Origin of the sequence: Synechococcus sp. M16.1 (assembly GCF_014279895.1) — a bacterium.
GTDB lineage: Bacteria > Cyanobacteriota > Cyanobacteriia > PCC-6307 > Cyanobiaceae > Parasynechococcus.
In genome coordinates this window covers 961,863-987,734 of the sequence record NZ_CP047954.1, presented here as the reverse complement: position 1 = coordinate 987,734, position 25,872 = coordinate 961,863, and the positions used below count along the sequence as shown (strand labels likewise).

Annotated in this window: 24 protein-coding genes; 6 read left to right on the top strand and 18 right to left on the bottom strand. The window is 62.2% G+C overall.

Translation table 11 applies throughout. The features are described 5' to 3' along the window. Positions 1–61: 61 nt before the first annotated feature. The 4 genes from SynM161_RS05595 to SynM161_RS05580 are packed head-to-tail and all read right to left on the bottom strand — an operon-like array spanning position 62 to position 5,564. The gene (locus SynM161_RS05595; RefSeq protein WP_186542247.1) at positions 62–418 is read right to left on the bottom strand and encodes a DUF309 domain-containing protein; all 357 of its coding nucleotides are present in this window, start codon (positions 416–418) and stop codon (positions 62–64) included. Continuing rightward, positions 418–2,226: a translational GTPase TypA gene (typA, locus tag SynM161_RS05590; protein WP_114989070.1), complete on the bottom strand. Its 1,809-nt coding sequence runs from the start codon at positions 2,224–2,226 to the stop codon at positions 418–420. Before typA ends, SynM161_RS05595 begins: the two co-directional genes overlap by 1 nt. Before the next feature lie 57 nt (positions 2,227–2,283). Next, positions 2,284–4,815 (bottom strand): U32 family peptidase, encoded by a 2,532-nt coding sequence (locus SynM161_RS05585; RefSeq protein WP_186542246.1) that lies wholly within the window; start codon positions 4,813–4,815, stop codon positions 2,284–2,286. Further along, positions 4,812–5,564 (bottom strand): M15 family metallopeptidase, encoded by a 753-nt coding sequence (locus tag SynM161_RS05580; protein ID WP_186542245.1) that lies wholly within the window; start codon positions 5,562–5,564, stop codon positions 4,812–4,814. The genes SynM161_RS05585 and SynM161_RS05580 overlap by 4 nt, the downstream gene beginning before the upstream one ends. Positions 5,565–5,672: 108 nt before the next feature. Between SynM161_RS05580 and chlP the strand changes: the two genes are divergently transcribed. Further along, positions 5,673–7,055, top strand: coding sequence for a geranylgeranyl reductase (chlP, locus tag SynM161_RS05575; RefSeq protein WP_186542244.1), 1,383 nt, complete (start codon positions 5,673–5,675; stop codon positions 7,053–7,055). A 49-nt stretch (positions 7,056–7,104) separates the two neighbouring features. On the opposite strand, the gene SynM161_RS05570 is transcribed toward chlP, so the two are convergent. Together SynM161_RS05570 and glyS are read right to left on the bottom strand one after the other, a co-directional pair. Further along, entirely contained in the window at positions 7,105–7,329 is a 225-nt protein-coding gene (locus SynM161_RS05570; protein ID WP_244275970.1) for a hypothetical protein, read from the bottom strand. A gap of 50 nt (positions 7,330–7,379) precedes the next feature. After that, a complete protein-coding gene (glyS, locus tag SynM161_RS05565) occupies positions 7,380–9,545 on the bottom strand; it encodes a glycine--tRNA ligase subunit beta (RefSeq protein ID WP_186542243.1) in 2,166 nt (721 codons plus the stop codon). An 88-nt stretch (positions 9,546–9,633) separates the two neighbouring features. Between glyS and SynM161_RS05560 the strand changes: the two genes are divergently transcribed. After that, positions 9,634–11,376, top strand: coding sequence for an NADPH-dependent assimilatory sulfite reductase hemoprotein subunit (locus SynM161_RS05560; protein WP_186542542.1), 1,743 nt, complete (start codon positions 9,634–9,636; stop codon positions 11,374–11,376). Here the strand turns inward: SynM161_RS05560 and SynM161_RS05555 are convergent. The 11 genes from SynM161_RS05555 to SynM161_RS05505 all read right to left on the bottom strand — a co-directional run bounded on the left by SynM161_RS05555 (position 11,340) and on the right by SynM161_RS05505 (position 21,954). Then, positions 11,340–12,041, bottom strand: a complete 702-nt coding sequence (locus SynM161_RS05555; protein WP_186542242.1) for a M15 family metallopeptidase — start codon at positions 12,039–12,041, stop codon at positions 11,340–11,342. The genes SynM161_RS05560 and SynM161_RS05555 overlap by 37 nt on opposite strands. Positions 12,042–12,063: 22 nt before the next feature. After that, positions 12,064–14,580: an ATP-dependent DNA helicase RecG gene (gene recG, locus SynM161_RS05550; protein ID WP_186542241.1), complete on the bottom strand. Its 2,517-nt coding sequence runs from the start codon at positions 14,578–14,580 to the stop codon at positions 12,064–12,066. Beyond that, complete coding sequence (locus SynM161_RS05545) at positions 14,535–15,656, bottom strand: hypothetical protein (protein WP_186542240.1); 1,122 nt, start codon at positions 15,654–15,656, stop codon at positions 14,535–14,537. Before SynM161_RS05545 ends, recG begins: the two co-directional genes overlap by 46 nt. A 5-nt stretch (positions 15,657–15,661) precedes the next feature. After that, positions 15,662–16,324: a translation elongation factor Ts gene (tsf, locus tag SynM161_RS05540; protein ID WP_038555235.1), complete on the bottom strand. Its 663-nt coding sequence runs from the start codon at positions 16,322–16,324 to the stop codon at positions 15,662–15,664. An 84-nt stretch (positions 16,325–16,408) separates the two neighbouring features. Next, positions 16,409–17,125 (bottom strand): 30S ribosomal protein S2, encoded by a 717-nt coding sequence (gene rpsB / locus SynM161_RS05535; RefSeq protein WP_006850376.1) that lies wholly within the window; start codon positions 17,123–17,125, stop codon positions 16,409–16,411. Between the two features lie 130 nt (positions 17,126–17,255). Next, on the bottom strand, positions 17,256–18,188 hold the full coding sequence (locus tag SynM161_RS05530; protein ID WP_186542239.1) for a glycosyltransferase family 2 protein: 933 nt from the start codon (positions 18,186–18,188) through the stop codon (positions 17,256–17,258). Positions 18,189–18,279: 91 nt separating this feature from the next. After that, the gene (locus SynM161_RS05525) at positions 18,280–18,435 is read right to left on the bottom strand and encodes a hypothetical protein (RefSeq protein ID WP_006850288.1); all 156 of its coding nucleotides are present in this window, start codon (positions 18,433–18,435) and stop codon (positions 18,280–18,282) included. Positions 18,436–18,471: 36 nt separating this feature from the next. Further along, the gene (locus SynM161_RS05520) at positions 18,472–19,149 is read right to left on the bottom strand and encodes a DevA family ABC transporter ATP-binding protein (protein ID WP_186542238.1); all 678 of its coding nucleotides are present in this window, start codon (positions 19,147–19,149) and stop codon (positions 18,472–18,474) included. Further along, on the bottom strand, positions 19,149–20,318 hold the full coding sequence (gene devC / locus SynM161_RS05515; protein WP_186542237.1) for an ABC transporter permease DevC: 1,170 nt from the start codon (positions 20,316–20,318) through the stop codon (positions 19,149–19,151). The genes SynM161_RS05520 and devC overlap by 1 nt, the downstream gene beginning before the upstream one ends. Then, positions 20,315–21,211 (bottom strand): HlyD family efflux transporter periplasmic adaptor subunit, encoded by an 897-nt coding sequence (locus tag SynM161_RS05510; protein WP_186542236.1) that lies wholly within the window; start codon positions 21,209–21,211, stop codon positions 20,315–20,317. Before SynM161_RS05510 ends, devC begins: the two co-directional genes overlap by 4 nt. Beyond that, a complete protein-coding gene (locus tag SynM161_RS05505) occupies positions 21,211–21,954 on the bottom strand; it encodes a phycocyanobilin:ferredoxin oxidoreductase (protein WP_115082481.1) in 744 nt (247 codons plus the stop codon). Before SynM161_RS05505 ends, SynM161_RS05510 begins: the two co-directional genes overlap by 1 nt. Positions 21,955–21,972: 18 nt before the next feature. Here SynM161_RS05505 and SynM161_RS05500 point away from each other — a divergent pair, with 18 nt between their 5' ends. Both SynM161_RS05500 and SynM161_RS05495 read left to right on the top strand, forming a co-directional pair. Continuing rightward, on the top strand, positions 21,973–23,256 hold the full coding sequence (locus SynM161_RS05500) for a pitrilysin family protein (protein WP_186542235.1): 1,284 nt from the start codon (positions 21,973–21,975) through the stop codon (positions 23,254–23,256). Further along, on the top strand, positions 23,253–24,509 hold the full coding sequence (locus SynM161_RS05495; RefSeq protein ID WP_186542234.1) for a pitrilysin family protein: 1,257 nt from the start codon (positions 23,253–23,255) through the stop codon (positions 24,507–24,509). The genes SynM161_RS05500 and SynM161_RS05495 overlap by 4 nt, the downstream gene beginning before the upstream one ends. Here the strand turns inward: SynM161_RS05495 and SynM161_RS05490 are convergent. Then, the gene (locus SynM161_RS05490; RefSeq protein WP_006849608.1) at positions 24,506–24,733 is read right to left on the bottom strand and encodes a DUF3148 domain-containing protein; all 228 of its coding nucleotides are present in this window, start codon (positions 24,731–24,733) and stop codon (positions 24,506–24,508) included. The two genes, SynM161_RS05495 and SynM161_RS05490, sit on opposite strands and share 4 nt — an antisense overlap. A gap of 56 nt (positions 24,734–24,789) precedes the next feature. Between SynM161_RS05490 and SynM161_RS05485 the strand changes: the two genes are divergently transcribed. Beyond that, positions 24,790–25,359 (top strand): biotin transporter BioY, encoded by a 570-nt coding sequence (locus SynM161_RS05485; RefSeq protein ID WP_186542233.1) that lies wholly within the window; start codon positions 24,790–24,792, stop codon positions 25,357–25,359. Beyond that, complete coding sequence (lspA, locus tag SynM161_RS05480; protein WP_186542232.1) at positions 25,356–25,862, top strand: signal peptidase II; 507 nt, start codon at positions 25,356–25,358, stop codon at positions 25,860–25,862. Before SynM161_RS05485 ends, lspA begins: the two co-directional genes overlap by 4 nt. Positions 25,863–25,872: the final 10 nt, after the last annotated feature.

Below are 25,872 nucleotides of genomic sequence, written 5' to 3'. Positions count from 1 at the left end.
GAACGGAGCATTGCTTTCACTGCCACACCACCTGCCCAAGTTCGTCGAGATTACCGGCGCTTCAGCGCATGAATTCAAGAACAGGGACAGTGCATGACTCGGGATCCCCATCCTGCTGAAGCGCCTCAAGCCGCTGTTGCGCAGCACGGCACAGAGACGCAAGATCCAAGCCAAGATCCGGGGTTCCAGGACGTTTGAGACGACCCAGAGCTTCACCGAAAAGAATCGTGGCACCGCGCCGGTTGCCCCGTTGCAGGTGCAACTGCGCTACTGCCACCTGCAGGATCCCCTGAAGGCTGCGCCGTTCCGGATCAGCTGTTTCATGCCAGAGCTCCTCAAACAGATCATGAGCGGCGTACCACTCACCTGCATTGAAGAGCTCCACACCCTGCTGAAAGCGAGGGTCCGCCTGAGGCATCAGCGCTTGGACTTGGCCGGCTTCTTGCCGGGAAGTTTGCGCAGACGGATCGACTCGGGCGTGACTTCGAGCATCTCATCGGGACCGATGTATTCCAGCGCTCGCTCCAGCGTCATCTGCACCGGTGCTTGCAGCGTGTCAAGTTCCTCAGCGCCCGCGGAACGCATGTTGGTGAGCTGCTTGGTCTTGCAGACGTTGATCTCGAGGTCCTGAGGCCGGTTGTATTCCCCGATGATCATTCCCTTGTAGACCTTGGTGCCCGGGCTGATGAAGAACTGGCCGCGATCCTCGGCGTTCTTGAGGGCATAGAACGTTGCTGTTCCTTCTTCGAAGGCGATCAGCACACCGTTCCGGCGGGTGTCGAATTCACCCATCATCGGCCGGTATTCATAGAAGGAATGGCTCATGATTCCTTCGCCGCGGGTGGCCCGGATGAATTCACCGCGGAAACCGATCAGACCACGGGAGGGAACGATGAACTCCAGCTGGGTGCGGCCATCAGCGCTGGTTTCCATGTTCTGCATCTCGCCCTTGCGGGTGCCCAGTTTTTCGATGCAGCTGCCCACCGCTGGTTCAGGCACATCCATCACCAGGGTTTCCACCGGCTCGCAGGGGGTGCCATCGATGGTGCGGTAAATCACCTGCGGCTGGGACACCTGGAACTCATAGCCCTCACGGCGCATGGTCTCGATCAGGATGCCGAGGTGCAGCTCACCGCGACCACTCACCGCAAACCGGTCCGGTGAATCGGTGTCTTCCACACGCAGGGCAACGTTGGTGAGCAACTCACGCTGCAGGCGGTCACGCACCTGACGGCTGGTGACGAACTTGCCTTCCTTGCCCGCAAAGGGTGAATCGTTGACGACGAAAGTCATCTGAAGGGTGGGCTCATCCACCTTGATCAGCGGCAGAGCGGTGGGCTCATCGGGGCAGGCGATGGTTTCGCCGATGTTGACGTCGTCAAAGCCAGCCACGGCCACCAGATCACCGGCAGACGCCTCTTCGATCTCGACGCGCTGCAGCCCCTCGAAGCCAAGCAGCTTGCTGATGCGGCCCTTCTTGATGCTGCCGTCGTCCTTGATCAGCGCAGCGTTCTGACCCTGTTTGATTTTTCCGTTGTGAACGCGGCCAATGATGATCCGGCCGAGGAAGTCGGAATAGTCAAGGGTGGTGATTTGCAGCTGGAGGGGCTTCTCCGGATCACCAACCGGGGGCGGAACGTGGCGCAGGATGGCATCGAACAGCGGACGCATGTTGTCGCTGTCGGTCTTCATGTCGGGCTTGGCGAAGCCTCCGAGACCGCTGCCGAACAGGTAGGGGAAATCGCACTGATCATCGTCAGCGCCGAGTTCGATGAAGAGGTCGAGCACCTTGTCGACGGCGGTCTCGGGATCCACCCGGGCACGGTCGATCTTGTTGACGAACACGATCGGACGCAGGCCCTGCTCGAGGGCCTTCTTCAGCACAAAACGGGTCTGGGGCATCGGCCCCTCGTTGGCATCCACGATCAGCAGGCAACCGTCAACCATGCCCAGCACCCGCTCCACTTCTCCACCGAAATCGGCGTGACCAGGGGTGTCAACGATGTTGATCCGGGTGTCGTTGTAGGTGACAGCCGTGTTTTTCGACAGGATCGTGATGCCCCGCTCACGCTCCAGGTCGTTGGAGTCCATCACACAGGTGGGGACGGCCTCGTTGTCGCGGAAAATTCCTGACTGCGCCAACAGCGAATCGACCAGAGTCGTCTTGCCGTGGTCAACGTGGGCGATGATCGCGATGTTGCGGATCGCCTTGTTGTTGGCGCTCATGCGGGCTGACCGTAAGTATTTGTGAAGAACGCCAAAGGCGCAGTGCGACAGGTTATCTCAACGTGAGAATCGACTGGTGCGCTCCGGACCCTTGCTGCGCAGGCTGCCGCGGGTGACGCCCAGCTGGTGGTGGATCTGCTCCTGGGACCAGACCTCCTGGGTGGCCATCCGACCCGCCAGAGCCTCGGCGTAAAGGCTGACGCGCCGTTGCGTCGCAGCGGCATCCTCATCGAGAAGTTCGAGCCGGATCCTGCGCACGCCTGCCCGCAGCAGCGACGGAAGCGCTTCAACGCCCGATTGCGCCGTGCCATTGAAAAGGGTGTTCCGACAACCCAGATCAGCCCGCAGTGGGTGTTCAACGCCACTGCGATCCCGCAGAGTGACGTGGTGCTTCTCACAGGGACGACCGCAATCGGTGTGGTCCTTGCCGTCCGAGAGGAATGCACAGAACAGGCAATGCTCCATGTGGAACAACGGCATGTGCTGGTGCAGGGTGACCTCCAGCAGCGCTGGATCAACGGCGGCGGCCAGATCCAGCAGTTGCTGAAGGTTGAGGTCGTAACTGGCCGTGAGTCGCTGCAGCGCCCAATGGTCGCGATACCAGTGGAAACTCAGGGGGTTGGCGGTGTTGAGGGAAAAGTCACCAATGCAGGGGGCCAGCGGCGTCAGCACCTCCAGCTGATCGGCATTTCGCACCAGGAAACCGTCAGGACGGGCCCGAATCAGTGGCTCAAGCGACCAGCGTTCATCAGGCCGTGTGATCCGTGCACCGGCCAGCCATACACCCTCAGGCCAGCAGCCTCGACCGATCGCCACCGCTTCCCGCAGCTCCCGAGGCTGCTCGAGATCCGCCACCACCGAGCGAATCGGCAGGTCCGTGCCGGAGAGATCCACCAAGGCCTGCAGCTGCTCCAGGCTGCGCACCAGCACCACCAAGCCTGGCTTGGTCTCGCTGAGGGGAGCGACAGCTGGTGGGCACATCTGAGCCAGCAGCTCCGTTGGGTCTGCCGTTTTGGTGGCTGCAGGGACAGGCCCTGAATCGGTGCTGCAGTCCCCTGTGGCCTCCAACTGCTCCAGCAGAGCCCTGCGCATGCGGTTCAGTTCCGCCACGGGCAGAAAAAGATCGCCCTCCAGTTCGATCTCCAAATGCTGAAGCGACCAACCGGTTCCCCCCAGGCGTCCCAATTGCTGCTCAAGCCGTTCCCGGTCAAGGGGGCGCTGCGAAGCACTCTGGAGCGGCATGGTGCTGCAGAGCTTCAGCTCAAATCCCTGGGGCTCCAGCACCTGCAACTCCAGCGGGGCATCCAGCCGACCGGACACCCGCAGCGCCAGATCCCTGGACCGAGCCTCCACCGTGCGACGGGCGGCACGCTGCCAACGGGACTGCCAATCGGGATCACTGGTGAGCCAGACCGAGGCGCCAGCTCTCAATCCAGAGCCATCCACACGATCGGGCCCCAGGCGCAGCTTCCAGCGTTCGTCGCCCATCCGCTCACACACCATGATCCGGCCACCGATCTCCCGAGGCGGCTGCAGCGGGTCGGACGACAGTTGTTCCAGCACAAGGCCCTGCCCGGGATGCAGCTGTTCCCGGCTGCGCAGATGCAACCAACCACCCCGCTCCACCCGCAGCAACTGCCCCAGTAGCGGGCCCCGCTTCTTACTCCAGCGGCCATGCACCAGACGGCGATGGTTCACCCCTTCAAGCCAACCGGTGGAAAGGCCTCGGGAAAAGGCCAGCTCAAGCTGGCGTTGCACCTGCGGCGCCGAAGCGGGGGTTTGATCCAGGCGCTGGCGATAGGCGTCGGTGACGGCAGCCACGTAGGCAGCATCCTTCAGACGCCCTTCGATCTTGAGGCTGGCCACGCCGATGCGCTGCAACTCCGGCAGCAGCTCCCAGGCCGCCAGATCCTGGGGGGAGAGGAGGTAGCGCTGGTCTTCAAGGGGGTGGGGTTGCCCATCCACCACCATTTCGTAAGGCAGGCGACAGGCCTGGGCACACTCACCTCGATTGGCACTGCGCTGCCCGAGGGATTCACTGGTCAGACATTGACCGGAATAGGCGACGCAAAGGGCGCCATGCACAAACACCTCCAACGGCATCGCAAGGTTCCGCTGAACCAGTTGTGTCTGCAGTCGCTCGAGATCACGCAGGGCCAGCTCACGGGCCAGCACCACCCGCTGGCAACCGAGCGCCGCAGCCTGGGCAATACCCGCGGCACTGGTGATCGACATCTGGGTTGAGCCATGCACACAGAGATTCGGCACCAGCCGCTGGGCCAGGCGACAGAGCCCCACGTCCTGGACGATCACCGCATCCACACCGGCTCGATCTGCAGCGATCAGCAACTGAGCCGCTGCCTCCAGTTCATCGCTGAACACCAACACGTTGAAGGTGAGGAATCCCTTCACCCCCCGCTGATGCAGCCACTGCATCACTTCAGGAAGGTCTTGCAGTCGGAAATTTTCAGCCCGCTGGCGGGCGTTGAAGGCATCAACGCCGAAATACACCGCATCGGCACCGGAGGCAGCGGCCGCCTTCATCGCAGCCCAGTCGCCGGCAGGTGACAGCAGTTCGGGAACGGTCAAGGGTCGCGCCTGGAGAACCGACTGGCCGGCTCGAACAAACGCAGTGCATCCGCATTGCCCTCGTAGCGCCAATGCCAGGGCTCGTACATCACACCCTGTTTGTTGCCCTCAGGGAAGGACAACACGAAGTGATATCTCGCCGCATGGTCCTGCAACCAGCGAAAGGCGGCGGTGTCTTGAAAGCTCTGGGAGAGGTTGGTCTCAGGGAAACGGCCATCGCCTAGATCGACGGCGTAACCCGTGCTGTGCTCGGAGTAGCCCGGTGGAGCTGACACCTGGGCTCGCTCTTCGGCGGTCTGGTTCCGTTCGGAGGCCACATCAAAGAAGATCGATTCCTGGAGGGCCAGGGAGCGGAATCCACTGAGCAGACGCAGATCGATCCCGTCAGCCAAGGCGGAACGCATCATCGTGTCGAGGGCCTCGGCGGCTTTCACATTCAGCTCGATCCCCGGTTCAAAGACGATGAGTTGATCAGCGTCAGCCTCTCCGTAGGGGAAGTGGCCCAGGAGTCGGCCATCGGCGTCAGGACGTTCGCGAAAGCCTGAAATCTCAAGGTTCTGCGTGGGCTGGCGCCTTGACAGCAGCGTGGGAACCAGCATCACCACAGCCACGCTTCCGGCACAGACGAGAACGAGCCCGAACAGCAATCCAGCTGCGCCATTTCCCTTGCGTTGACGCGGCTGCCGTGTTCGTCGAGCGACCGGAATGTCCTCCCGCTCGATGCGTCGCGCAGAGGAGGCCCGAACCAAGGCGCTGATGCGTGTTGTTTCGATCGTAAAGGCAGCAGCCAGCTCAACCCACAATGGTTGTTGTGACAGTGATAGCTTCACAAAACAATCCAGCGGAGACGGGCTGAGATGTTGCGAGTTGCGGTGATCGGCGGTGGCCCAAGTGGCTCCTGTGCTGCCGAAATTCTGGCCAAGGCGGGAATTGAAACCTGGCTGTTCGAGCGCAAACTCGACAACGCCAAACCCTGTGGTGGAGCCATTCCGCTTTGCATGGTCGAAGAGTTCGACCTGCCCGACGAAATCATCGACCGCAAGGTCCGCAACATGAAGATGATCTCCCCTTCCAACCGGGAGGTGGACATCAAGCTCGATCCCCTCGGTTACGACGAAAACGCCTACATCGGCATGTGCCGTCGTGAGGTGTTCGATGCCTTCCTGCGCAACCGCGCCGCCGAGCTGGGCACAACCTTGATCAACGGCCTGGTGCAGAAGATCGACACCGGTACAGACCGTCAGGGCCCTTACACCATTCATTACGCCGACTACAGCGGTGGTGGCCCCACCGGTGAGCAGAAGACTCTGGCTGTGGATCTGATCATCGGTGCCGATGGCGCCAACTCCCGGGTGGCGAAAGCCATGGACGCCGGGGATTACAACGTGGCCATCGCCTTCCAGGAACGGATCAAGCTTCCTGCTGAGGAGATGACCTACTACGAAGATCTTGCTGAGATGTACGTCGGAACAGACGTCTCTCCCGACTTCTATGCCTGGGTGTTTCCCAAATACGACCACGTGGCCGTGGGAACGGGAACCATGCAGCAGAACCAGAGCCTGATCAAGGGTCTGCAAAGGGGCATTCGTGAGCGGGCCAACAAGCGCCTGTTCCAGGGCGAAGTGATCAAGGTGGAAGCCCACCCAATTCCTGAGCACCCCCGTCCGCGCCGGGTTGTGGGCCGCATGGCCTTGGTGGGCGATGCAGCGGGCTACGTCACCAAGAGCTCCGGGGAAGGCATTTATTTCGCTGCCAAGAGCGGCCGGATGTGTGCCGAAGCGATTGTGGAAATTTCCAACAACGGCGCCTCTATCCCCACCGAAAAGCAGATCAAGTCGACCTACCTCAAGCGCTGGGACCGCAAATACGGTGCCACCTATGCGGTGCTCGACATCCTGCAGCGGATCTTCTATCGCAACGACGCTGCCCGGGAAGCCTTCGTCGAGATGTGCGACGACAAGGACGTGCAGAAGCTGACGTTTGACAGCTACCTGTACAAACGGGTGGTGATGATGAACCCCTGGCAGCAGATCAAGCTCACCCTCCGCACCCTGGGCAGCCTGATCCGGGGCGAGGCTCTGGCTCCATCCGTCTACAACCCTGTTCCTTCGGCCGTTGGCCGTTCCGACGGTGATTTCCTGGCGGAGGAAGCGGCCCAGCAGATCAAGGCTCAGGCTGGCGAATCCAAGGAGGGGAACTCCAAAGGTTCCGAGTCGAAGGAAAAGGCCGGCGTCTCCTGAGGGAGGCCGGCCCTCAACATCTCTGCAACACCAATGACAATGCCTCTGGTCAGTTGCGTGACTCAATCGCCTTGCCAGCGGCATCCTTGATCCGCTCAATCCCCTGCTCAATGCTCTTGGCGGGGGATGTTTCTTTCTTGGTCGTCGACCAGACGTTGATGGCGTAAACGGCGGCAGCAGCCAAGATCAGCGCCGCAATCACGCTGCCCAGACCATTTCCTCCCTGGCGGATCACCACAGGCGGCTGGGTGGTGGTCGTCTGTTGATCAGACATTGCGGCTCAAGCGGCTGGCCCCTGCTTAGCCGCAGAGGCCAGGGCTGCCTTCAGTTGGATTGAATCGATTCAAATTCGGCCAAGACCGAAGCCTGATTGCGCAGGACCGCCAACAGGTTGAGGCGATTGAGCCTCAGCGCGGCATCGTCGACCATCACCATCACGCTGGTGTCACCATCAAAGAAGGCCTGGAGCGCCGGGGTTGCCGCGACGAGCGCATCGGCAAGGGCCTGATAAGACCGCCGCTGAGCCAATGGCTGCAGCTGCTCGAGAGCTGCGAACAGATCCTTCTCACTGGCGGACTCGAACCGTTCGGGCTCAACCACTTCGCCGGCCACAAGCTGATCGCGTGCCAGATCACCTTTTTCGGCAAGCTTCGCTGCCCGCTGCACCACCGCCTGGACGGCATCCAGCTGACCGCTGTCCCGAAGGTCACGCAACAGTTGAATCCGCTGCTTGACATCCAGGGGATCACTGAGCAGACGCTGACTGGAGACAGCATCACCAGCCACAGCCTGCACCAGATCAGGCGCAAAGCCGTCGTCTTCCAGTTGAGACACAATCCGCTGCCGCATCAGCTGACAGAGGTCGTTATGCAGTTGGCTGGCATCCACCGCAAAGGCCGGGAACAGAGCAGCCCACTCCTCCACGGCGTTGCTGAGGAAGGCCATGAGGTCTAGGCGCCAGGCCATGCCCCAGAGAATCTGCACAACACCATTGCCGGCCCGCCGCAGGGCATAGGGGTCGGAGGATCCGGTTGGTCGCTCTCCCTTGGCAAAGATGCTGAGCAGCAGCTCGAGCCGTTCCGCCAAGGCCACAACGGCTCCCGCGGGGGTTGCGGGCAGAGCATCACCGGCTCCCCGGGGCAGATAGTGCTCCACCACAGCAAGAGCAACATCGCGGGGTTCTCCCTCCTCCAGGAGGTATTTACCCCCCATCAGTCCCTGAAGTTCAGGGAACTCACCCACCATCTGGCTGACCAGATCGTTCTTGCAGAAATGAGCAGCACGCTGGGCCGCATCCACCACGCTCTGATCCAGACCGAGTTGCTTCAACAGCAGGCCCGTAAGCCGCTCGATTCGCTCGGAGCGGTCCAGAAGACTTCCCAGGCCCTCGGCGAAGGTGACACGATCGAGGGCTTCACGCCGGGATTCGCTGGACTGACGCCGGTCAACATCGAGGAAAAATTCGGCATCCGCCAGGCGAGCTCCAAGCACGCGTTCATTGCCGCGAACAATCAAGGACGACGCCGGGGCCAGGCCATTGCCCACCAAAAGGAACTGGGGCCGAAGCACGGCCTCAGCGGTGAGTCGGAGCGGATCAGCCTCCAGACCAGGCACCTGCAGCGGCACATAACGCTGGTGGGCCTGCATCACCGTGCTGATCACCTCCGGAGGCAGCTGCAGGAACCGCTCAGCAATGGTTCCCTCGAGAATCCTGGGGTCTTCAACCAGGTCCACCAGTTCCTCAAACAGCGACTCCGGACAGTCGGGAGTTCCGTTGGCGGCCTGTGCCGACTGGTCCAGGCTGGTGCGTATTCGTTTGGCCCGATCCGCACGATCGACAACAACGCCAGCGGCGGCAAGGGTCTCTCCAAACTGCTCCGCTGATGCGATGGAGAGAGGCTCGTCACCATGGAGACGGTGGGCACGGCTGAAACGGTCGCTGCGGACCTCAGGGTCAGCGCCGCCCAGCACCACCGGGATCACCTCTGAACCCTTCAACGCAAGCAGCCAGCGAATGGGGCGGCTGAAGCGCTGGGCTCCGGTGCCCCAGCGCATGAACCGCCGACCCTGCAACCCATCAATCCATTGGGGGATCAGCCCCTGGAGCAGTTCAACGCAGGCTTGACCGGGGGTGAGCACGGTTGCGAAGACACAAGGCCCCTTGGGAGTGTCACGCTGCTCAAGTGCTGAGGGATCAACCCCGCAGCGCTTGGCGAAACCGATCGCCGCTGGCCCTGGGATGCCGTCCTTAAAAGCCTGAGCCACGGGAGGGCCCTTGCGGTCTTCCTCAAGATCGGGTTGGCGGTCCTCCAGATCAGCAACGGAGACCACCAGACGCCGGGGGGTGCCGAACACCGACACCGCTCCATGGCCAAGCCTTGCCTCACGCAGATCACGGCTCACCCGTTGCTGCAGCTGGTCAAGCGCTTGCCTGACGAAATCGGCAGGAAGCTCCTCGGTGCCGATTTCCAGAAGAAAGGTTGCCGTCACGCCAAGGTCAGAGCCGGAAGCGACTGTATTGGAAGCCGTTTCGCTACGTTCAAATCAAGAAATCCTTTTCGGGGTGGGGGAAGGCTCCTTGGCAGTGGCGGAAACAGGAACTCAATCGCTGTCCAAGGCGGAGCAGCGCAAGCTGGACAGCGACCATCTACGCGACCCATTGTTGAGCGAGCTCAGCAACGACGATGTTCGCTTCACGGAAGATGCCGTTCAACTGCTGAAGTTTCACGGCAGCTACCAACAGCACCACCGCGAACTGCGCAAGACGGACAAGGTTCGCAGCTGGCAGATGATGCTGCGGCTGCGCAGCCCGGGCGGACGCATCCCTGCCCGACTGTTCCTCGCACTCGATGACCTCTCCAACCGCCTTGGGGACGGAACTCTGCGGGCCACCACCCGTCAGGCCTTCCAGATGCACGGCATCGCCAAAGCCGACCTGAAAGAGGTGATCGGCACCATCGTTCGCAACATGGGCTCGACCCTGGCGGCCTGCGGGGACATCAACCGCAATGTGATGGCACCACCAGCTCCTTTTGAGAAAGGCGGCTATCCCGTGGCACGGCGCCTGGCCGATGAAATTGCTGATCTGCTCAGCCCCGAAGCGGCCGAGGGGGCCTATCTGGACCTCTGGGTGGATGGTGACCTGAGTTATCGCTTCAAGCCCAGCCGAGCCGTTCAGAAGGCCAGAAAGCGCCAGAGCGAGGGCGGCGTTTTTTCTGGCAGCACTGAGGAACCTCTCTACGGAGACACCTACCTTCCCCGGAAATTCAAGGTGGCCGTCACCGTGCCGGGGGACAACTCTGTTGACCTGCTCACCCAGGACATCGGCCTGGTGGCCTTCACCGACCCCTCCGGCGATCTGCGGGGCTGCAACGTCTACGTGGGCGGTGGCATGGGCCGCACCCACAACAAGGAGGAGACCTTCGCCCGCACGGCGGATCCTTTGGGTTACGTCGATGCTGTCGACGTTCTGGATGTGGTTCAGGCGATCCTGGCGCTGCAACGGGATCACGGTGATCGGGAGGTGCGCAAGCACGCCCGCATGAAGTATCTGCTGCACGACAAGGGAATCCAGTGGTTCCGCGACACCCTGTGCGCGACCTACTTCAAGGGAAGCCTCAAGGGGCTGCGCAATGAGCCCAAGGCCAAGCTTTTGGACTATCTCGGCTGGCATCGCCAGAAGGCAGGGATGTGGTTCGTGGGACTTCCCCTGCTCTGTGGCCGCCTGAACGGAGATCTCAAGGCAGGGCTGAGGGAGCTGGTGGAGACCTACCAGCTGGAGATTCGCCTCACCGCCAATCAAGACCTGCTGCTGTGCAACATCGGCACCTCCCAGCGAGCCAGCATTCGAACCCAGCTGGAAGCCCTCGGGTTTGAGGTGCCTGAAGCTCCAGCACCTCTGGCCAGGCATGCCATCGCCTGCCCAGCTCTACCCACCTGCGGGCTCGCCATCACCGAATCTGAGCGCATCCTTCCGGATGTTCTGGATCGCCTCGATGCCCAGCTGCGACGGCTCGAGATTGAGAAGTCCCTGCTTGTAAGGATGACCGGCTGCCCCAACGGCTGTGCCCGCCCCTACATGGCGGAGCTGGGCTTGGTGGGCAACGGTGTTAACCAGTACCAGCTGTGGCTCGGCGGCACCCCCAATCTCCAGCGTCTGGCGCGCCCTTACCTGGAAAAACTGCCCTTGGATGATCTGGAGACAACCCTTGAACCGCTCCTCCTCAGCTGGAAAGCCGCCGGTGGACGTCGCAGCTTCGGGGACCACATCGAGAAGCTTGGTGATCAGGAAGTGAGCGCGCTGTTGACGGCCTCGGCGTAGACCGCCACAGCTGCACCTTTTCGCCAGGCCCAGAGCTGATCACCGAACGAATAGTGCCACCACTCGTTCGGATGCTGGGCAAAGCCGGCTGCTCCCATCACTTCAGCCAGCAACTGCCGGCGTTGATGCCAGCGTCGAGCTTCGGAATCCTCCCGACCGGCGTAGTGCTGCGGTTCAGACACCGCACCTATGGCATCAATCACTCCCCCCATGGCCAGCGGCATTCCATCGCTGCTGCTGAGGGTGAGATCAACAGCCGCACCGGTGCTGTGGGGAGGCGGGGTCGCAGGATCCCGACTGGGAGCAGCCCAGAAGCGCCCCACATCGGCCACCACCTGATCGAAAGCGTGCCCCGAGCGCGCTTCCACGCCGCGTTCACGGCAAAGTTCCGTAATGCTGTGGTCCACCATGAAGGCTTGCACGGCGATCGGCCGCCAGGCATCAAAAATGCTCAAGCGCAGGCGGGGATCGTGCTCGACCAGCTGCTGCTGAGCATCAAGCAGGCGCTGAACGACCCCCAGGCGCAATTGAAAGGGATTCCCCGACGTCCCATAGGGCGCCCCCAGCGCAATGTACGGGTGAGGTTCCATCCGCAACAAAGCGGGAGGCAGCGCTTGCAAAGGCTCGCCGCAATCTTCGATCGGAATTGAACTCCAGGGGCGCATCAAATCGCGGCAACGGGATGGATCAGTTCAAGGGGGTGCCACCGCTGAGGCGACGCTGCTGGGCCTCCAGGGTCTCGCGCAGCAACGGGTGCTGCGCGAGCTCAGGATCGTTGTTCAACAGCTCCTGGGCAGCTGTTCGTGCGTCCTCCAGCACAGCACCATCATCGGCAAGGCTGGCCAGGGCCAGATCAGGCAGGCCCGATTGTCGGGTTCCCAGCACCTGGCCAGGCCCCCGCAAGCGCAGATCCATCTCGGCGATCTCGAAGCCATCGGTGGAGCGCACCAGCACATCCAGACGCTGGCGGGCCAGGGGATTGGAGCTGCCATTGATCAACAGGCAATGGGAGGCAGCGGCGCCACGGCCAACGCGCCCCCGCAACTGATGCAGCTGCGCCAGGCCGAAACGTTCGGCATGGTCGATCACCATCACGCTGGCTTCGGGCACGTCCACGCCCACTTCCACCACCGTGGTCGACACCAGCACCTGAGTCGTGCCAGCAGCGAAATCGCTCAGCACCGCCTGCTTTTCAGCACTGGAGAGACGCCCATGCAGCAAACCAACGGCCAGATCTGGGAACACCTCCGAGGCCAATTCAGCGTGAACTTCAACGGCTGAGCGAAGCTCGAGCTTTTCAGACTCGTCCACCAGAGGCAGAACGACATAGGCCCGCTGGCCCAGCTGCACCTCCTCACGGATCAACTCATAGGCCTTCTCGCGCTTTGCGGCCGTGAGCATGCGGGTGCGAATCGGTGTTCGCCCTGGCGGCAATTCATCGATCTGGCTGACATCGAGATCCCCATGCATCGAGAGCGCCAGGGTCCGAGGGATCGGTGTTGCCGTCATGGTGAGCAGATGGGGCTGCAAGCCCTTGTTGAGCAGGCGATCCCGTTGATGCACACCGAAACGGTGCTGTTCATCCACCACCACCAGCCCTAGGCGGTTGAAAACGACAGGATCCTCGAGCAGTGCATGAGTGCCCACCAGCACCTTCAGCGAACCGTTGGCCAGGTCATCCAGCAGCTCCCGGCGGCGGGGCCGCGGCGTGGATCCCGTCAGCAAGGCGACGCTCACATGGAGCTGCGGCAGCCACTGACAGAGGTTGCGGTAATGCTGCTCGGCCAACACCTCCGTGGGGGCCATCAGGGCCCCCTGCCAGCCCGAGGCAATGGTGCTGAGCAACGCTGCAATGGCAACCACCGTTTTGCCCGAGCCCACGTCCCCCTGCACCAGACGGGCCATGGGTTCGCTGCGCGCCAGATCGGCTTCGATCTCCTGAAACACCCGTTGTTGGGCTGCGGTGAAGCGGAAGGGCAGAAGATCCATGAACTCCCCCACAAGCCCATTGGCACTGGATTGGAGATCCAGGTCCGGACCCGTCCGAGAGCGCAGCGCCTGGCGTCGGCGCAACAGACCGAGCTGCAGGAGCAGAAACTCATCGAACACCAGCCGGCGCCGTCCCCGATCGAGGCTTTCGCGGTCCTTGGGCGCATGCAGGGCCTGCAGGGCCTCCGACAGTGCCGGCAGCTGGAATTGCCGCTGCGTCACGGCGGGGAGAGGATCAGGCCACGATGCGGCGAGGGGCAGGACCTGATCGATCAGGCTGCGGAACCGATCCGCGCCAACCCCTTCGGTGAGGGGATACACCGGGAGAAGCCGGCCGATGCTGGGGGATTTGACCGGAGACGAGGGGCTGTCCAGCACCTCGATCAACGGATCCTGAAAGGTGATGCCGTAGGGGCCGTCTTTCACCAGACCACTGACGGCCACGGTGGCACCAACGGGGTAGAGACGCTGCTGGCCTTTGAGGTAAGCCGGAGAACTGAAGCGTTTGCCCGCCAGGAAACGGCTCACCTTCAGGCGACCGGTCGAGTCCTGCAGCTGGAGCTCAATGATGGCGAGGTTGGTGTTCCGTGGGCTGACGAATCCGTTGCAACGGCGAATCGTGGCGACGATCGTGGCTGTTTCCCCCGACACCAGCGCCTCAATGCGGCGCATCGCGGAGTAATCGACATGATCACGGGGGTAATAGCGGAGCAGGTCGCGGACCAGAAGCAGGCCGATCGAAGCCAGCCGTGCCGCGAATTTCGGACCCACACCACGGATCTGGGTGATGGGACTATCGAGCTGCAGTGGTGAGCTGGCACGCTGCTGGGGCGACGCCTGAACCTTGAGGCGTGGCGGTGCCATCGGAGCCGAGGGTTCCAGGCGATGGCGCAGCTCATGCAGCCACTGACGGGCATCGGTGACCAAGCGACGGCGGGCCGGATCAGCGAGCTCCGGATAGTCGGCAAATCCAGAGCTGAGCTTGGACATGCGTTCACTGACCCCCTGGGGGAAGGGAACGGCCGGAGGCGCTGCGAGTTGCTGCTGCAGAAAGGCGTGAAAGCGCTGCTGGCGACCCTGCAGATTCTGAAAACCACGGTCGGCCTCCAACCCCAGCGAGCGCTGAAGGGGAAGCATCCAGGTGAGGAGCAGCGACAGCTGCTCGCTGGTCAGTCCCCGCTCAGCTGCTGCGTTGAATCCGATGGGGTCTGCCAATGGGTCCGGGCCTCACGATCCAGGGAGCGACGCTGCCAATGACGCTGCTGCCGCACCATTGTGAGCAGAGCATGGTGGTGAGCGCGCAATCGTTTGCGGCACTGACGCAGACGTGGGCTGTCGAACTCCAGATCGTTGCTGCGTAACAGCACGCAGAGCACGTCCATGCCCTGGTCGATCTCACCGACGGCCAGAGGGAGGCGCAGGCGAAGCACGTTCGTGGCGGTTGGCTGCGTTTCCACCTGCCCCTTCAGGACAGCATCCAGAAGGCTGATGGGAAGAAGGGTCTGGGCCAGTCCTGACCGCAGCATCTGCACATTCACCGCATGGGACAGGTTGCGAAGGCGTCGCTCAAGCGCCTGATCCATGGCCTGGATCCAATGCAACAGCGCATCCGGTTCATTCGGAAGAAAGTGGTCGTTGCCGTCCAGCGAAGGATCAAGAACAGCACCGGGATCAAGGGGCTGTTGGGCCTGCTGCATCGCATCACCGGCCAGCTCGAACAGTGAGCGGAGCACATCCAAATCACCCGAAGATTTGTTGTCTGCGGGTTCTGGGACCGGTTCCTTAACGGGATCCGGGGAAGCCGTCCTCGGGGGGGATTCAAGCGGTGAAGCCAAGCTCAACTGAATGGATCCGCTCGGTTCTTCCCGTGGGAGCTCAGAGGTGGGTGGCTCGGGTTCAGGCGCACTCTCCTGGGACTGGCGACTGAGCTTCTGCAGCATGCTTCTGCTGGCATGGGCCTGCTGGCGCCGTTGCTCCTGCTGCATCTGCCGCACCAGCTGCATCAGCTGCTCAACTGTGAGCAGAACGCTGCAGCGGTCGATCAGGTCTGTGACCGCTGCATGGAAATTCTGACGGGTCGACTCCGGCAGCCGACCAAAACGGGAGGGATCAACCTCACCGAGAAGATTGAACAGGGCCTGACGGGTGGCTCCTTCCAGCAGTTCCCGCAGCACCTGAAGATATAGAGCCTGCTCCCTATAAAGGGCGATGGCCCGCAGCCGGCACAACCGTTGAAGGCGTGCCAGCTGTTCTGACGGGTCGTAAGCAGGCCTGACGTCCGGGTCGGACAAGGGAATCAGCCGGCGTTCTGCATGGACGCCACTTCAGCAGCGAAATCGTTCTCCTCCACCTCGATGCCCTCGCCCAGGGTGTAACGGGTGAAGCGACGAACTTTCACATTCTCGCCGATCTTGCCAGCGGTTTGCTTGACGAGGTCAGCAACGGTGATGGAGCTGTCCTTGATGAAGGGCTGCTCCATGAGGGCGAGTTCCTTGAGGCGCTTGCCGATGCGGCCCTCAACGATCTTTTCCTTCATCTGCTCAGGCTTGCCCTCGAGATCGTCACGACCCATCTCGATCGCCTTTTCCCGCTCACGGATCTCGTCGGGAATCTCGTCGGTGGTGACGTACTCAACGTTGGGGCATGCCGCCACCTGCATGGAGACATCACGCAGCAGCGACTGGAACATGTCGCCCCGGGCCACGAAGTCGGTTTCGCAGTTCACCTCAACCAGCACACCCACGCGGGCACCGGTGTGGATGTAGCTGCCGATGGCACCCTCGGCGGCGGTGCGGCCGGATTTCTTTTCAGCGCTGGCGATGCCTTTCTGGCGAAGCCACTCAACGGCCTTGTTGGCATCGCCTTCCGTGGCGGCCAGGGCCTTTTTGCAATCCATCATCCCCGCGCCGGTCTTGTCGCGCAGTTCTTTGACAAGCTTGGCGGATACGGCAGCAGCCATCGGTCGGAGCAGTGAGAAGGGAAATTGATTCGCCGCCGATTCCCTGATTGGAATCAGCGGCGTGAACTTAGCGGTGAGAGGAGATCAGCCTTCGCTGTCGCCACCACGCTGATCGTTGGAACCGTGGCGGCCCTCATTGATCGCATCGGCCAGACGGCCCAGGATCAGTTGCACAGAACGAACGGCGTCGTCGTTGCAGGGAATCGGCACCTCACAGAGGTCCGGATCACAGTTGGTGTCCAACATGGAAACCAGGGGGATGTCGAGCTTGCGGGCTTCGAGCACCGCATTCGACTCACGACGCTGGTCCACCAGCACCACAACATCGGGAAGGCGACGCATGTTCTTGAGGCCACCCAGATACTTCTGAAGACGCTCGAGTTCGCGACGCAGCACCGCACCTTCCTTCTTGGGGCGCATGGCGATGGCGCCGCTGGACTCCATCCGCTCCAGATCCTTGAGACGGTCGATCCGGGCCTTCATGGTGGTCCAGTTGGTGAGCATGCCGCCCAACCAGCGCTGGTTCACGTAGGAGGCTCCGCAGCGGGCGGCTTCCAGCGCCACAACTTCAGAGGCTTGCTTCTTGGTGCCAACGAAGAGGAAACGCTTGCCGCTGCGTGCCGCAGAACGGGTCCACTTGTAGGCGTTGTTCATGCAGACGGCGGTCTGCACGAGGTCGATGATGTGAACGCCGTTGCGCGCGCAATAGATGTAGCGCGACATCTTGGGGTTCCAACGACGGGTCTGGTGCCCAAAGTGGGCACCAGCCTCCATCATCTCGGCGAGGGTGACGACAGCCATGGTTTGAGAGTTTCGGGTTCGCCTCCACCTGCCAGGGACCTGAACAACCAGCAGGAGCTGGTCTCACGGTGCACCCGAAACGGGCAGGTGTGCGGAGTGAAAGGACCTATAGAAGGTATCAAAACGTTGATCAGCGAAGCCCTGCCGCTCTGGCTTCACGGAACAGGGCACGCACACCGATGCGATTAAGGGGCAAACGAAGCAACTCCATCGCCGTTCCGGGATAGCCATGCCGGATCAGCCAACGGAGCAGCGGACGAAGGCTTGAGGGATTGATCAGCCCACCGAGGGTGAGCACTTCCCAAAGGATGCGATGGAACCAGGTGAACTGGATGATCAACCGCACCCGCCTGGTGGGATGTTTGCGGTAAAAAACAAGCCCCATACGGGCCCGTTCACCCTCCACTTCCACAAGTCGAGGGATCTGGTCAAGACTCAGGGCGGGGTGCCAGTGATAGCCGACAGCGTCCGGGCACTTCACCAACTCAACCCCCATCCGCCGCAGACGCTCACCCAGTTCCAGGTCCTCCCAGCCGTAGAGGCGGAAACCGGTGTCAAACAGGCCTGAGCGCTCCAGCACCTCCCGATCGATGGCCACATTTCCAGTGGCGAAATAAGCCCAGGACAAGTCTCGTAATTTGTGGCGCTCCGAGCAGGGTGCTTCGAAGTTGGCGGTGTTGATGACAGCGCCGTAGGTGAAGCAGAGCCGATCACCGCGCCGTTGCCAGGACTGCTGCAACGCCCGTGCATGGGTGGCCAGAAAGGTTTCTGTGACCACCAGATCGCTGTCGATGAAGACGATCACATCGCCACGGGCGTGATCCACACCGCGGTTTCGGCCCTCGGCAGGACCACCGTGCTCCTGCTCGATCAGGCGCACATGGGGAAAACGCTGGGACTGCTCTCTCAGCCATGACGGCGTTCCATCGGTGGAACCGTCGTCAACCACAACAACCTCGTAGTCCTGAAGAGCTCCAGCAAGCTGCTGATCTTCCAGTGCCGAGAGGCATTTCTCGAGGATCGGGCGTCGGTTGTAGGTCGGGATAACGACGCTGACGAACATCGCGACGGCCGATGCAAATGGCTACCCACCCTACGAACAACAAAAAAGGGGCCCGCAGGCCCCCTTTTTGATGCATGGTCTGATCCGTTGATCAGTCGGCGGCACCACCGTTGTTGGCGGTTCCGGTCACACCGTTACCAGCGCCTTCACCACGGCCATCGTTCCGCATCTTGCGCTTCTTGAACTTGCGCGCGTAGGCGCGGTTCCGCTCCTGCTTTTCTTTCTTCAGGTTTCTGCGCTTGGCCATGCGGAACTGCGGGCTCTGATGTCAACTTGCATCGTACTAAAGAGCATTCTTTAATCGCCCGTCCTCCATCTGAAGCAGGCGATCGGCCACATCAACGATGCGCGGGTCATGGGTCACCATCAGCACCGCGCAGGATTGTTCACGGGCGAGTCGGCGAAGCAGCTCCACCACCTCCCGGCCCGTACGGCTGTCCAGGGCAGCGGTGGGTTCGTCAGCCAGGAGAAGGCGGGGGTTTGCGGCAAGGGCACGGGCAATGGCGACCCGCTGCTTCTGTCCACCGGACAAGTCATGGGGGACTTTGGCCATGTGGTCCTCCAGGCCAACGGCACGGAGCCACTGACGAGCCTCATCCCGGCGCGCCCTGTAACTGAGATCAGGCAGAAGATCGGCTCCCATCTGCACGTTCTGTTCAGCCGTGAGGCAGCGCAGAAGGTTGTGCCCCTGAAAAATCATTCCAATGCGCCGGCGCACCTGCTGGCGGCGCCGACGGCCTGCACCATGCAGGGACTCACCAAGCACCGACACCTCACCCTGCTGAACCGTCCGCAAGGCGCCGATCAAGGTGAGCAGTGTCGTCTTGCCACAGCCCGAAGGACCGGTCAACAACACCACTTCGCCCGGCTCGATGCTGAAGCTGATGTTTTGAAGAACCGCGCGGCGCATCTCCCCTTGGCCGAAAGCGTGGGAGAGGTTGTCGACAACAACAGCTGCCATCAGAAGATCTCCGCAGGGTCTGCATCGATGAGACGACGCATGGCCAGGAACGACGACAACATGCACATCACCAGGATCATCACCAGAACGGTCAACGCCCGGGACAGATCCATGCCGACGGGCAGCTTGGTGGCGTCACGAACGAACCAGTACAGCCCCTGACCGGCCATGTAGGCGGGGACGTACCCCATCGCCGCCAAATAGAAACCCTCACGAACCACCACTCCCAACAGATGGCTGAGTCGATAGCCCATGGCCATCAAGGTGGCGTACTCCGGCAGGTGATCACTCACATCGGTGTACAGCACCTGATACACGATCACGCAGCCCACCACGAAGCCCATGGCGGCGCCGAGCGTGAAGATGAAACCGATGGAGGTGCTGCTCTTCCAGTAGTTCTGCTCGAAATCGATGAAGCCCTGCTTGGTCAGCACCGAAACATCCTTGGGCAGTCGCTGTCTCAATCGGGACACCACCTGCTCAGGATCCGCACCGGGCTTCAACCGCACCAGACCCACTTCGATCGCCCCAGGCGGCTTCTGAGGCATCAGATCAAGGAACGTCTCCGTGCTCGTGAGCAGGTTGCCGTCGGCACCGAAGCTGGTGCCCAGGCTCACCAGACCCGCCACCCGGACGCGGTTGCCAGCAATCTCGGTTTCCACCACACGGCCATCGCGATACCAATCGGCAATGGGTCCGAATTCAGGGCGGGACAGCTGATCGAAGAGGATCCGCCCTTTCTGCTTGAGAGCATCAGTTTTCTCAGCCAGGGAGGGATCGACAAAGAAGGGGTCGTCGGGATTGAAACCCAAGGCCAGGATCGACCGGTTGCGCCGCGTTTCCGGGTTGCGCCACAGCATCAGCCCCCAGTGCACCGGGGTCACCCCATCGACGCCTGGATCAGCCAGGGTCTGAACCAGCCGCCGCCTTGGAAAGGCCTCCATGCTCACGGAGCTGGCGGAGCGGGGACTGATCAGAACAACATCAGCATCGAACAGCCGGTGCGCTGTGACGCTGGCGTCAAAGAGGCCATCACGGAATCCAAGCTGCATGAACATCAGAATTCCCGCGAAACTGATGCCAGCAAGCGCCACCAGCAAGCGAACGGGCTGGCGCGTCAGCAACAGCCAGGAGAGGGGGATCCGACGCCCCCGCCAGAACCGGTTCATGGATCGAAGCGGGCGATCACCTTCAAACCCGCCAGACGACTGACCTTGGCGGCATCTTCAGGGTTAAGCACCACATCAACCATCACAACGCGGGCGTCGGCATCGCCGGTGGGATCGGTGGAGAGAACAGACCGTTGTTCCACCTGCGGGCTGATGCGCAGGACGCGCCCGACGAGTTCACCGCGGAAACCACCGTTCTCGCTGATGAGGCGCACGGACTGGTCGAGGCGGATCAGGGAGATGTCGGATTCGTAGACCTCGATGCTGGCCTGCATCGCCTGATTGGCCCCCACATCCATCACCCCGTCTGCACCAGGGCGCTCGCCTGCACGGGCATGCAGCTTGAGCACAACACCATCAAGGGGCGAGATCAGCTGACTGAGCACGAGGTCGGCCTGAAGCCCTTTGCGCTCCGCCAGGGCCTGATCCCGCTGTCCCTGAAGACGAACCAGCTCTTCACGCTTGTTGTCCACCAGAGTCAATTCGGCCGCACCCCAATCGGCGGCTCTGCTGAAGCGCTCTACCTCAAGGGCCTGAAGCTGTATCTCCTGCTCGAGGCTGCGCAGCTGCGCATCGACGCGCTCCAGATCAGCGAGGAGTCCATCCCGATGATCGAAGGACGCCAACACCTGACCGGTCTTGATCAGATCACCCTCATTCACATTGAGGGCTGCCACCCGGGGTGTCCCCGCCATCCCCGCATTGGGAGCCGCCAGATTGCGGATGTCCCCGGCGGGCTCCAGCTGCCCCAGGGCCGCGACCGCTTCGGGACGGACCGTGGGTGCAGGCGTCGGTTCAACCGGCTTGAGTTCGGGCGTCGGCCGCAGCAACCAGCCGCCGATGACCGCAATGACCAAACTTCCAGCCAGAACAGACCAGCGCTTGGGGGTCATCAGAGTTCCGGAGGGTTGTCGAACAGAAGCATGTCGATGTAGCGATCGGCCCAGGCTGAATCGAAGGCCTTCTCGAGCACGCGGCGAGTCTTGTCGTTGCGTTTCTGCTGAAGGCAATAGTTCAACTGACCCTCGTACCGGCGGACTGTAGTGAGAGCCGTGGACGGTTCGGGAGTCGCCTCGATCACGCTGGTGGCCATCACCTGCAGGTAGTGGCTCACCAGTTCCTGAAAGGCTGCTTCCTCGTCAGCACCATCGGGGCGGATGAAGCACACCTTGTTCGAGAAGATGGCTGATCCCCAGGCCGGCAGCTCCCGAACCTGACGGAATGCCGGCCATGGCCTGGCCTCAAGCCGCTGGATCAGCTGCTCCGGCAAGGCATCGGAGGTGGGGGACAGATCGACGATCGCGGCGGAGATGCCTGCAGGGCCGGCCACGATGTCGGCCCCGAAGATCGGCAAGTCGTAGTGGGGATCGGGGAACCAGACGCTGTGGAGGATCTGCAGGCCGTTGCCGAGTCGCGCAACCTCCAAATGAAGTTTGCGAAGGCCGATGCAGCGAAAAAGCTCGTTGCCGATCGATAGGCCCTCGCCATCGAGTTGCCCCTGGATGAAGCGCAAATCCTCATCGCAGGGGAGGATCTCCAATCCGGGCAATCCCGCCCAGGCACTACGGATCGACGCCGCCAAGGCCTGCACGAGGGGATGCTGTCCTGGCGGTGGCGCCAGCGGCTTGGGCTGCATCGAAGGGGCAGGCACAGAATGGAACTTTGCCACGCAGTTCTGAACCTTCCGTTCTCCGGTCCCCAACTGGACCATTGGACCCTCCCCAACGGAGTGCGCTGCGTGACGGCGGACATGCCGGATGCACCCCTGACCTGTCTCGATCTCTGGTGCCGTGCCGGCAGTGCCAGTGAGCAGCCAGGGGAAGAGGGCATGGCCCATTTCCTGGAGCACATGGTGTTCAAGGGAAGTGAGCGGCTGGCCGCAGGGGCATTCGATGAAGCCATCGAAGCTCTGGGGGGCAGCAGCAATGCCGCCACAGGCTTTGATGACGTTCACTTCCACGTGCTGACACCCCCGGATCGAGCCCGCGAAGCGTTGGATCTGTTGTTGGAACTGGTGTTGCAGCCAAGCCTCGAGCCTGACGGGTTCAACACGGAACGGGGGGTGGTGCTTGAAGAGATCGCTCAATACGCCGATCAACCCAATGAGCAGGTGCTGCAACTGCTGTTGAGCAAGGGCTGTGACCAGCACCCCTACGGCCGACCCATCCTGGGTACCCCCCGCAGCCTGGAGGCCATGACGCCCGAGGCCATGCGGGCGTTTCATCAGCGGCAGTACCGCGGTTCCAACTGCTGTCTGGCGATGGCCGGGCCTTCGTCAGCGGAGCTGCGCAGTGCCCTGGGTTCCTCGGCTCTGGCGGACCTCCTGGATGCGCCTGAGCCCTCATCACCGTCATCGCCCCTGAGCGTGCGTCCTGGACGCGAAAGCGTTGTTGTGGACCGGCTCGAATCCGCCCGACTGCTGATGCTCTGGGAAGCTCCACGGGCCCAGGATCAAACAGGCGTGATGGCCGCTGATCTCGCCACAACCCTGCTGGGGGAAGGACGACGCAGTCGTCTCGTGAACCGCTTGAGGGAGGAACTGCAGATCGTTGAAAGCGTGTCGATGGACCTCTCGGTTCTGGAGCAGGGAAGCCTGATCACGCTGGAGGTGATCTGTCCAGACGAGCATCTGGAGGCTGTGGAAGACGAGGTGAACCGGCAGCTGCGCGCCATGGCGGAAGAGCTCGTCAGCGATCAGGAGCTGAAGCGGGGCCAGCAGCTGGTGAGCAACGGACTGCGCTATGCCTTGGAATCGACGGGCCAGGTGTCTGGGCTCAGCGCCAGCCAGACCCTCTGGGACCGGCAGCAGGATCTGCTCCAGCCCCTTGCTTTCCTGCCGCCATGGACGGCCGAGCGGCTTCGCTCAGACCTGTTCCCAAGGCTTCAACCCAAACAGGCGTTTGTGCTGACCGCCCAGGCAAAGACGAAACACGGATGAGCAACCCCGAACTGCTGATCGAACCGGTCTCAAGCCCGGGGATTCTGGCCGCGAAACTGCTGCTTCCTTTCGGCAGCGCCGACGACCCTGCAGAAACACGGGGTGCCCATGACCTGCTGGCATCTCTGCTCAGCCGCGGCTGTGGACGACACAACCACGTTGACCTGGCGGACCTTGTTGAGGGATGCGGAGCAGGTCTGCGCTGCGATGCCCAGGAAGATGCACTCGTGCTGAGCCTGCGCTGCACGGTGGAAGACGCGGAGCAGCTCCTGCCCCTGCTGGCCCAGATGGTTCGTTCCCCCCGGCTTGAGCCTGGCCAGGTGGCCCTTGAACGTTCGCTCACGATTCAGGCCTTGCAACGGCAGCGGGAGGATCCCTTCCATTGCGCCACGACCGGATGGCGGCAGCTGACCTATGGCAACGGGGGCTACGGCCACGACCCGATGGGCATCGCTGAAGAGCTGGATGATCTGGATCGGGAGGCACTTCTCCCCCTGGCCGAGCGGCTACCGAGGGCATCGAGCGTTCTCGCCCTGGCGGGCAGCGTCCCACCGCAAATCATCGACACGATTGGCTCCCTTGAGGACTTCCGCGACTGGCCAGAAGGGAGCGGCAACGATCGCTCAGGCCGCCGTCCCTACGCCGAAGCGGTAGGAACCGAAACGATCCAGCTCGAAGCAATGGACACCGAACAGGTGGTTCTGATGCTTGGGCAGGCGACGCTGGGGCATGGACACCCGGATGAACTGGCGTTGCGACTGTTGCAGTGCCATCTGGGCGTGGGGATGTCGAGCCTGCTGTTCCAGCGCCTGCGGGAAGACCATGGCGTGGCCTACGACGTGGCCGCGCACTTCCCTGCCCTTGCAGGACCGGCGCCCTTTGTGCTGATGGCCTCGAGCGTGGAGGAGCGCTCAGAGCTCGCGCTGGACTTGCTGCTGAACATCTGGGACGAGCTGAGTGAGCAACCCCTCAGTGAGGCCGCACTCGAGCTCGCACGGGCCAAGTACATCGGTCAGCTCGCCCAGGGGCTGCAGACCTGCTCCCAACGGGCAGAGCGACGGGTTCAGCTGAAGGCCCAAGGGCTCCCTGACGATCATGACCAGCGCTGTGTGCGGACTCTTGCGGAACTGACACCGACGGATGTGCTCCATGCCGCCCAACGTTGGCTGAGGGAACCACGACTCAGCCTGTGCGGAACCTCCGCTGCACTGAAGCAGCTCAAACGGCGCTGGGATCGGCGGGACGCTGCTTAGTCCACCTCAGCTGCATCCACCGGATCCAGCCGATCGAGGGGGATCAGAAACGTGCCCCGGCGAAAACGCACAGCAACCGTGTCCATCGGATGAAGTGCAACCACTTCGCCTACTTCACCGGCGGCCACCAGATCCGGCGGCCGCAGCATCGGCATCGGATCCGCCGACTTGAGGTACGGAAGCTGCTGCGACAGGCGCAGCTGATCACCAATCGATACCGACATCTGAACTGGGCAGGATCTGCATTGTCGAGCAGGATGGGCCGAGTTGAGTGAGTGATGTGAGGGCTCTCGCCTCCTGGTGTGGTGCCCTGGCGGGTCTGCTGGCCATCCTCATCGGTGGTCTTGTTCCGGCCGCGTTGTTCCTGCCTGCTCCCGAGCCGATCCTTCTCCCCCTGCCGGTCACGTGGCAGGTGCCAGCGCTGCTTCTCTGCGCCATGGTCAGTGGCCCGCGTGCCGGCGTGATGGCCGCTGTTGGCTATCTGAGCCTGGGATTGTTCAGCCTGCCGGTGTTCCATGGCGGTGGAGGGCTGAACTACGTGCTTGAACCGGGTTTCGGCTATCTCGCGGGCTTCGTGCCCGCAGCCTGGCTCACCGGTCGACTGGCGCAGCAGGACGGCATGGATGACCTGCACAGACAGTCGCTCTGTGCCCTGGCAGGGCTGCTCGTTCTCCAGATCTGCGGGGTGCTGAATCTCGCCCTCGGGGCACTGCTGGGGCGATGGAGCCTTGATTTTCCCGAGCTGCTGATGCAGTTTTCAATCGGTCCGCTACCGGCTCAGATGCTGCTCTGCATCGGTGCAGGATTCCTTTCAATTGTGCTGCGTCGGTTGCTGATCATCGAGCCATGACGAGACCACTTCCACGTCGCTCAACCCTGCTGATTGCCCTGGTGATCGTGGTGGTGGATCAGCTGAGCAAGGCGGCGGCCTCGAGCGCTTTGCGAGAGGGTCAATCCCTACCCCTGCTGCCAGATCTGCTCTCGCTGCAATTGGTGCACAACACCGGCGCGGCCTTCAGTGCTCTGCAGGGCTCCACTGCCCTGCTTGGGCTGCTCAGCTTGGGGGTGGGCATCGGGCTGATCCTCTGGATCTGGCGTGAACGGGTGCTGCCGTTCTGGCAGGCCCTCGCCGCAGCAGCGCTTCTAGGCGGAACCGTGGGCAATGGGATTGACCGTTGGCGTCTCGGCCACGTGGTGGATTTTCTGGCCCTCGAACCGATCGATTTCCCGATCTTCAACGGGGCGGATGTCGCCATCAATCTCGCCTTGCTCTGCTTTGCCATCGACCTCTGGACCCGCCGGGGGGACAGCAGCCTGCGTGACAACAGCCTCCGTGACAACAGCCGTGGCTGACCCAAACTTG

Bases quoted from the DNA above. Each gene is read 5' to 3' on its own strand.
- SynM161_RS05595 (WP_186542247.1), bottom strand. From the start codon at position 418: ATGCCTCAGGCGGACCCTCGCTTTCAGCAGGGTGTGGAGCTCTTCAAT.
- typA (WP_114989070.1), bottom strand. From the start codon at position 2,226: ATGAGCGCCAACAACAAGGCGATCCGCAACATCGCGATCATCGCCCAC.
- chlP (WP_186542244.1), top strand. From the start codon at position 5,673: ATGTTGCGAGTTGCGGTGATCGGCGGTGGCCCAAGTGGCTCCTGTGCT.
- SynM161_RS05570 (WP_244275970.1), bottom strand. From the start codon at position 7,329: ATGTCTGATCAACAGACGACCACCACCCAGCCGCCTGTGGTGATCCGC.
- SynM161_RS05555 (WP_186542242.1), bottom strand. From the start codon at position 12,041: ATGCGCCCCTGGAGTTCAATTCCGATCGAAGATTGCGGCGAGCCTTTG.
- tsf (WP_038555235.1), bottom strand. From the start codon at position 16,324: ATGGCTGCTGCCGTATCCGCCAAGCTTGTCAAAGAACTGCGCGACAAG.
- rpsB (WP_006850376.1), bottom strand. From the start codon at position 17,125: ATGGCTGTCGTCACCCTCGCCGAGATGATGGAGGCTGGTGCCCACTTT.
- SynM161_RS05530 (WP_186542239.1), bottom strand. From the start codon at position 18,188: ATGTTCGTCAGCGTCGTTATCCCGACCTACAACCGACGCCCGATCCTC.
- SynM161_RS05525 (WP_006850288.1), bottom strand. From the start codon at position 18,435: ATGGCCAAGCGCAGAAACCTGAAGAAAGAAAAGCAGGAGCGGAACCGC.
- SynM161_RS05520 (WP_186542238.1), bottom strand. From the start codon at position 19,149: ATGGCAGCTGTTGTTGTCGACAACCTCTCCCACGCTTTCGGCCAAGGG.
- devC (WP_186542237.1), bottom strand. From the start codon at position 20,318: ATGAACCGGTTCTGGCGGGGGCGTCGGATCCCCCTCTCCTGGCTGTTG.
- SynM161_RS05510 (WP_186542236.1), bottom strand. From the start codon at position 21,211: ATGACCCCCAAGCGCTGGTCTGTTCTGGCTGGAAGTTTGGTCATTGCG.
- SynM161_RS05505 (WP_115082481.1), bottom strand. From the start codon at position 21,954: ATGCAGCCCAAGCCGCTGGCGCCACCGCCAGGACAGCATCCCCTCGTG.
- SynM161_RS05500 (WP_186542235.1), top strand. From the start codon at position 21,973: ATGGAACTTTGCCACGCAGTTCTGAACCTTCCGTTCTCCGGTCCCCAA.
- SynM161_RS05495 (WP_186542234.1), top strand. From the start codon at position 23,253: ATGAGCAACCCCGAACTGCTGATCGAACCGGTCTCAAGCCCGGGGATT.
- SynM161_RS05490 (WP_006849608.1), bottom strand. From the start codon at position 24,733: ATGTCGGTATCGATTGGTGATCAGCTGCGCCTGTCGCAGCAGCTTCCG.
- lspA (WP_186542232.1), top strand. From the start codon at position 25,356: ATGACGAGACCACTTCCACGTCGCTCAACCCTGCTGATTGCCCTGGTG.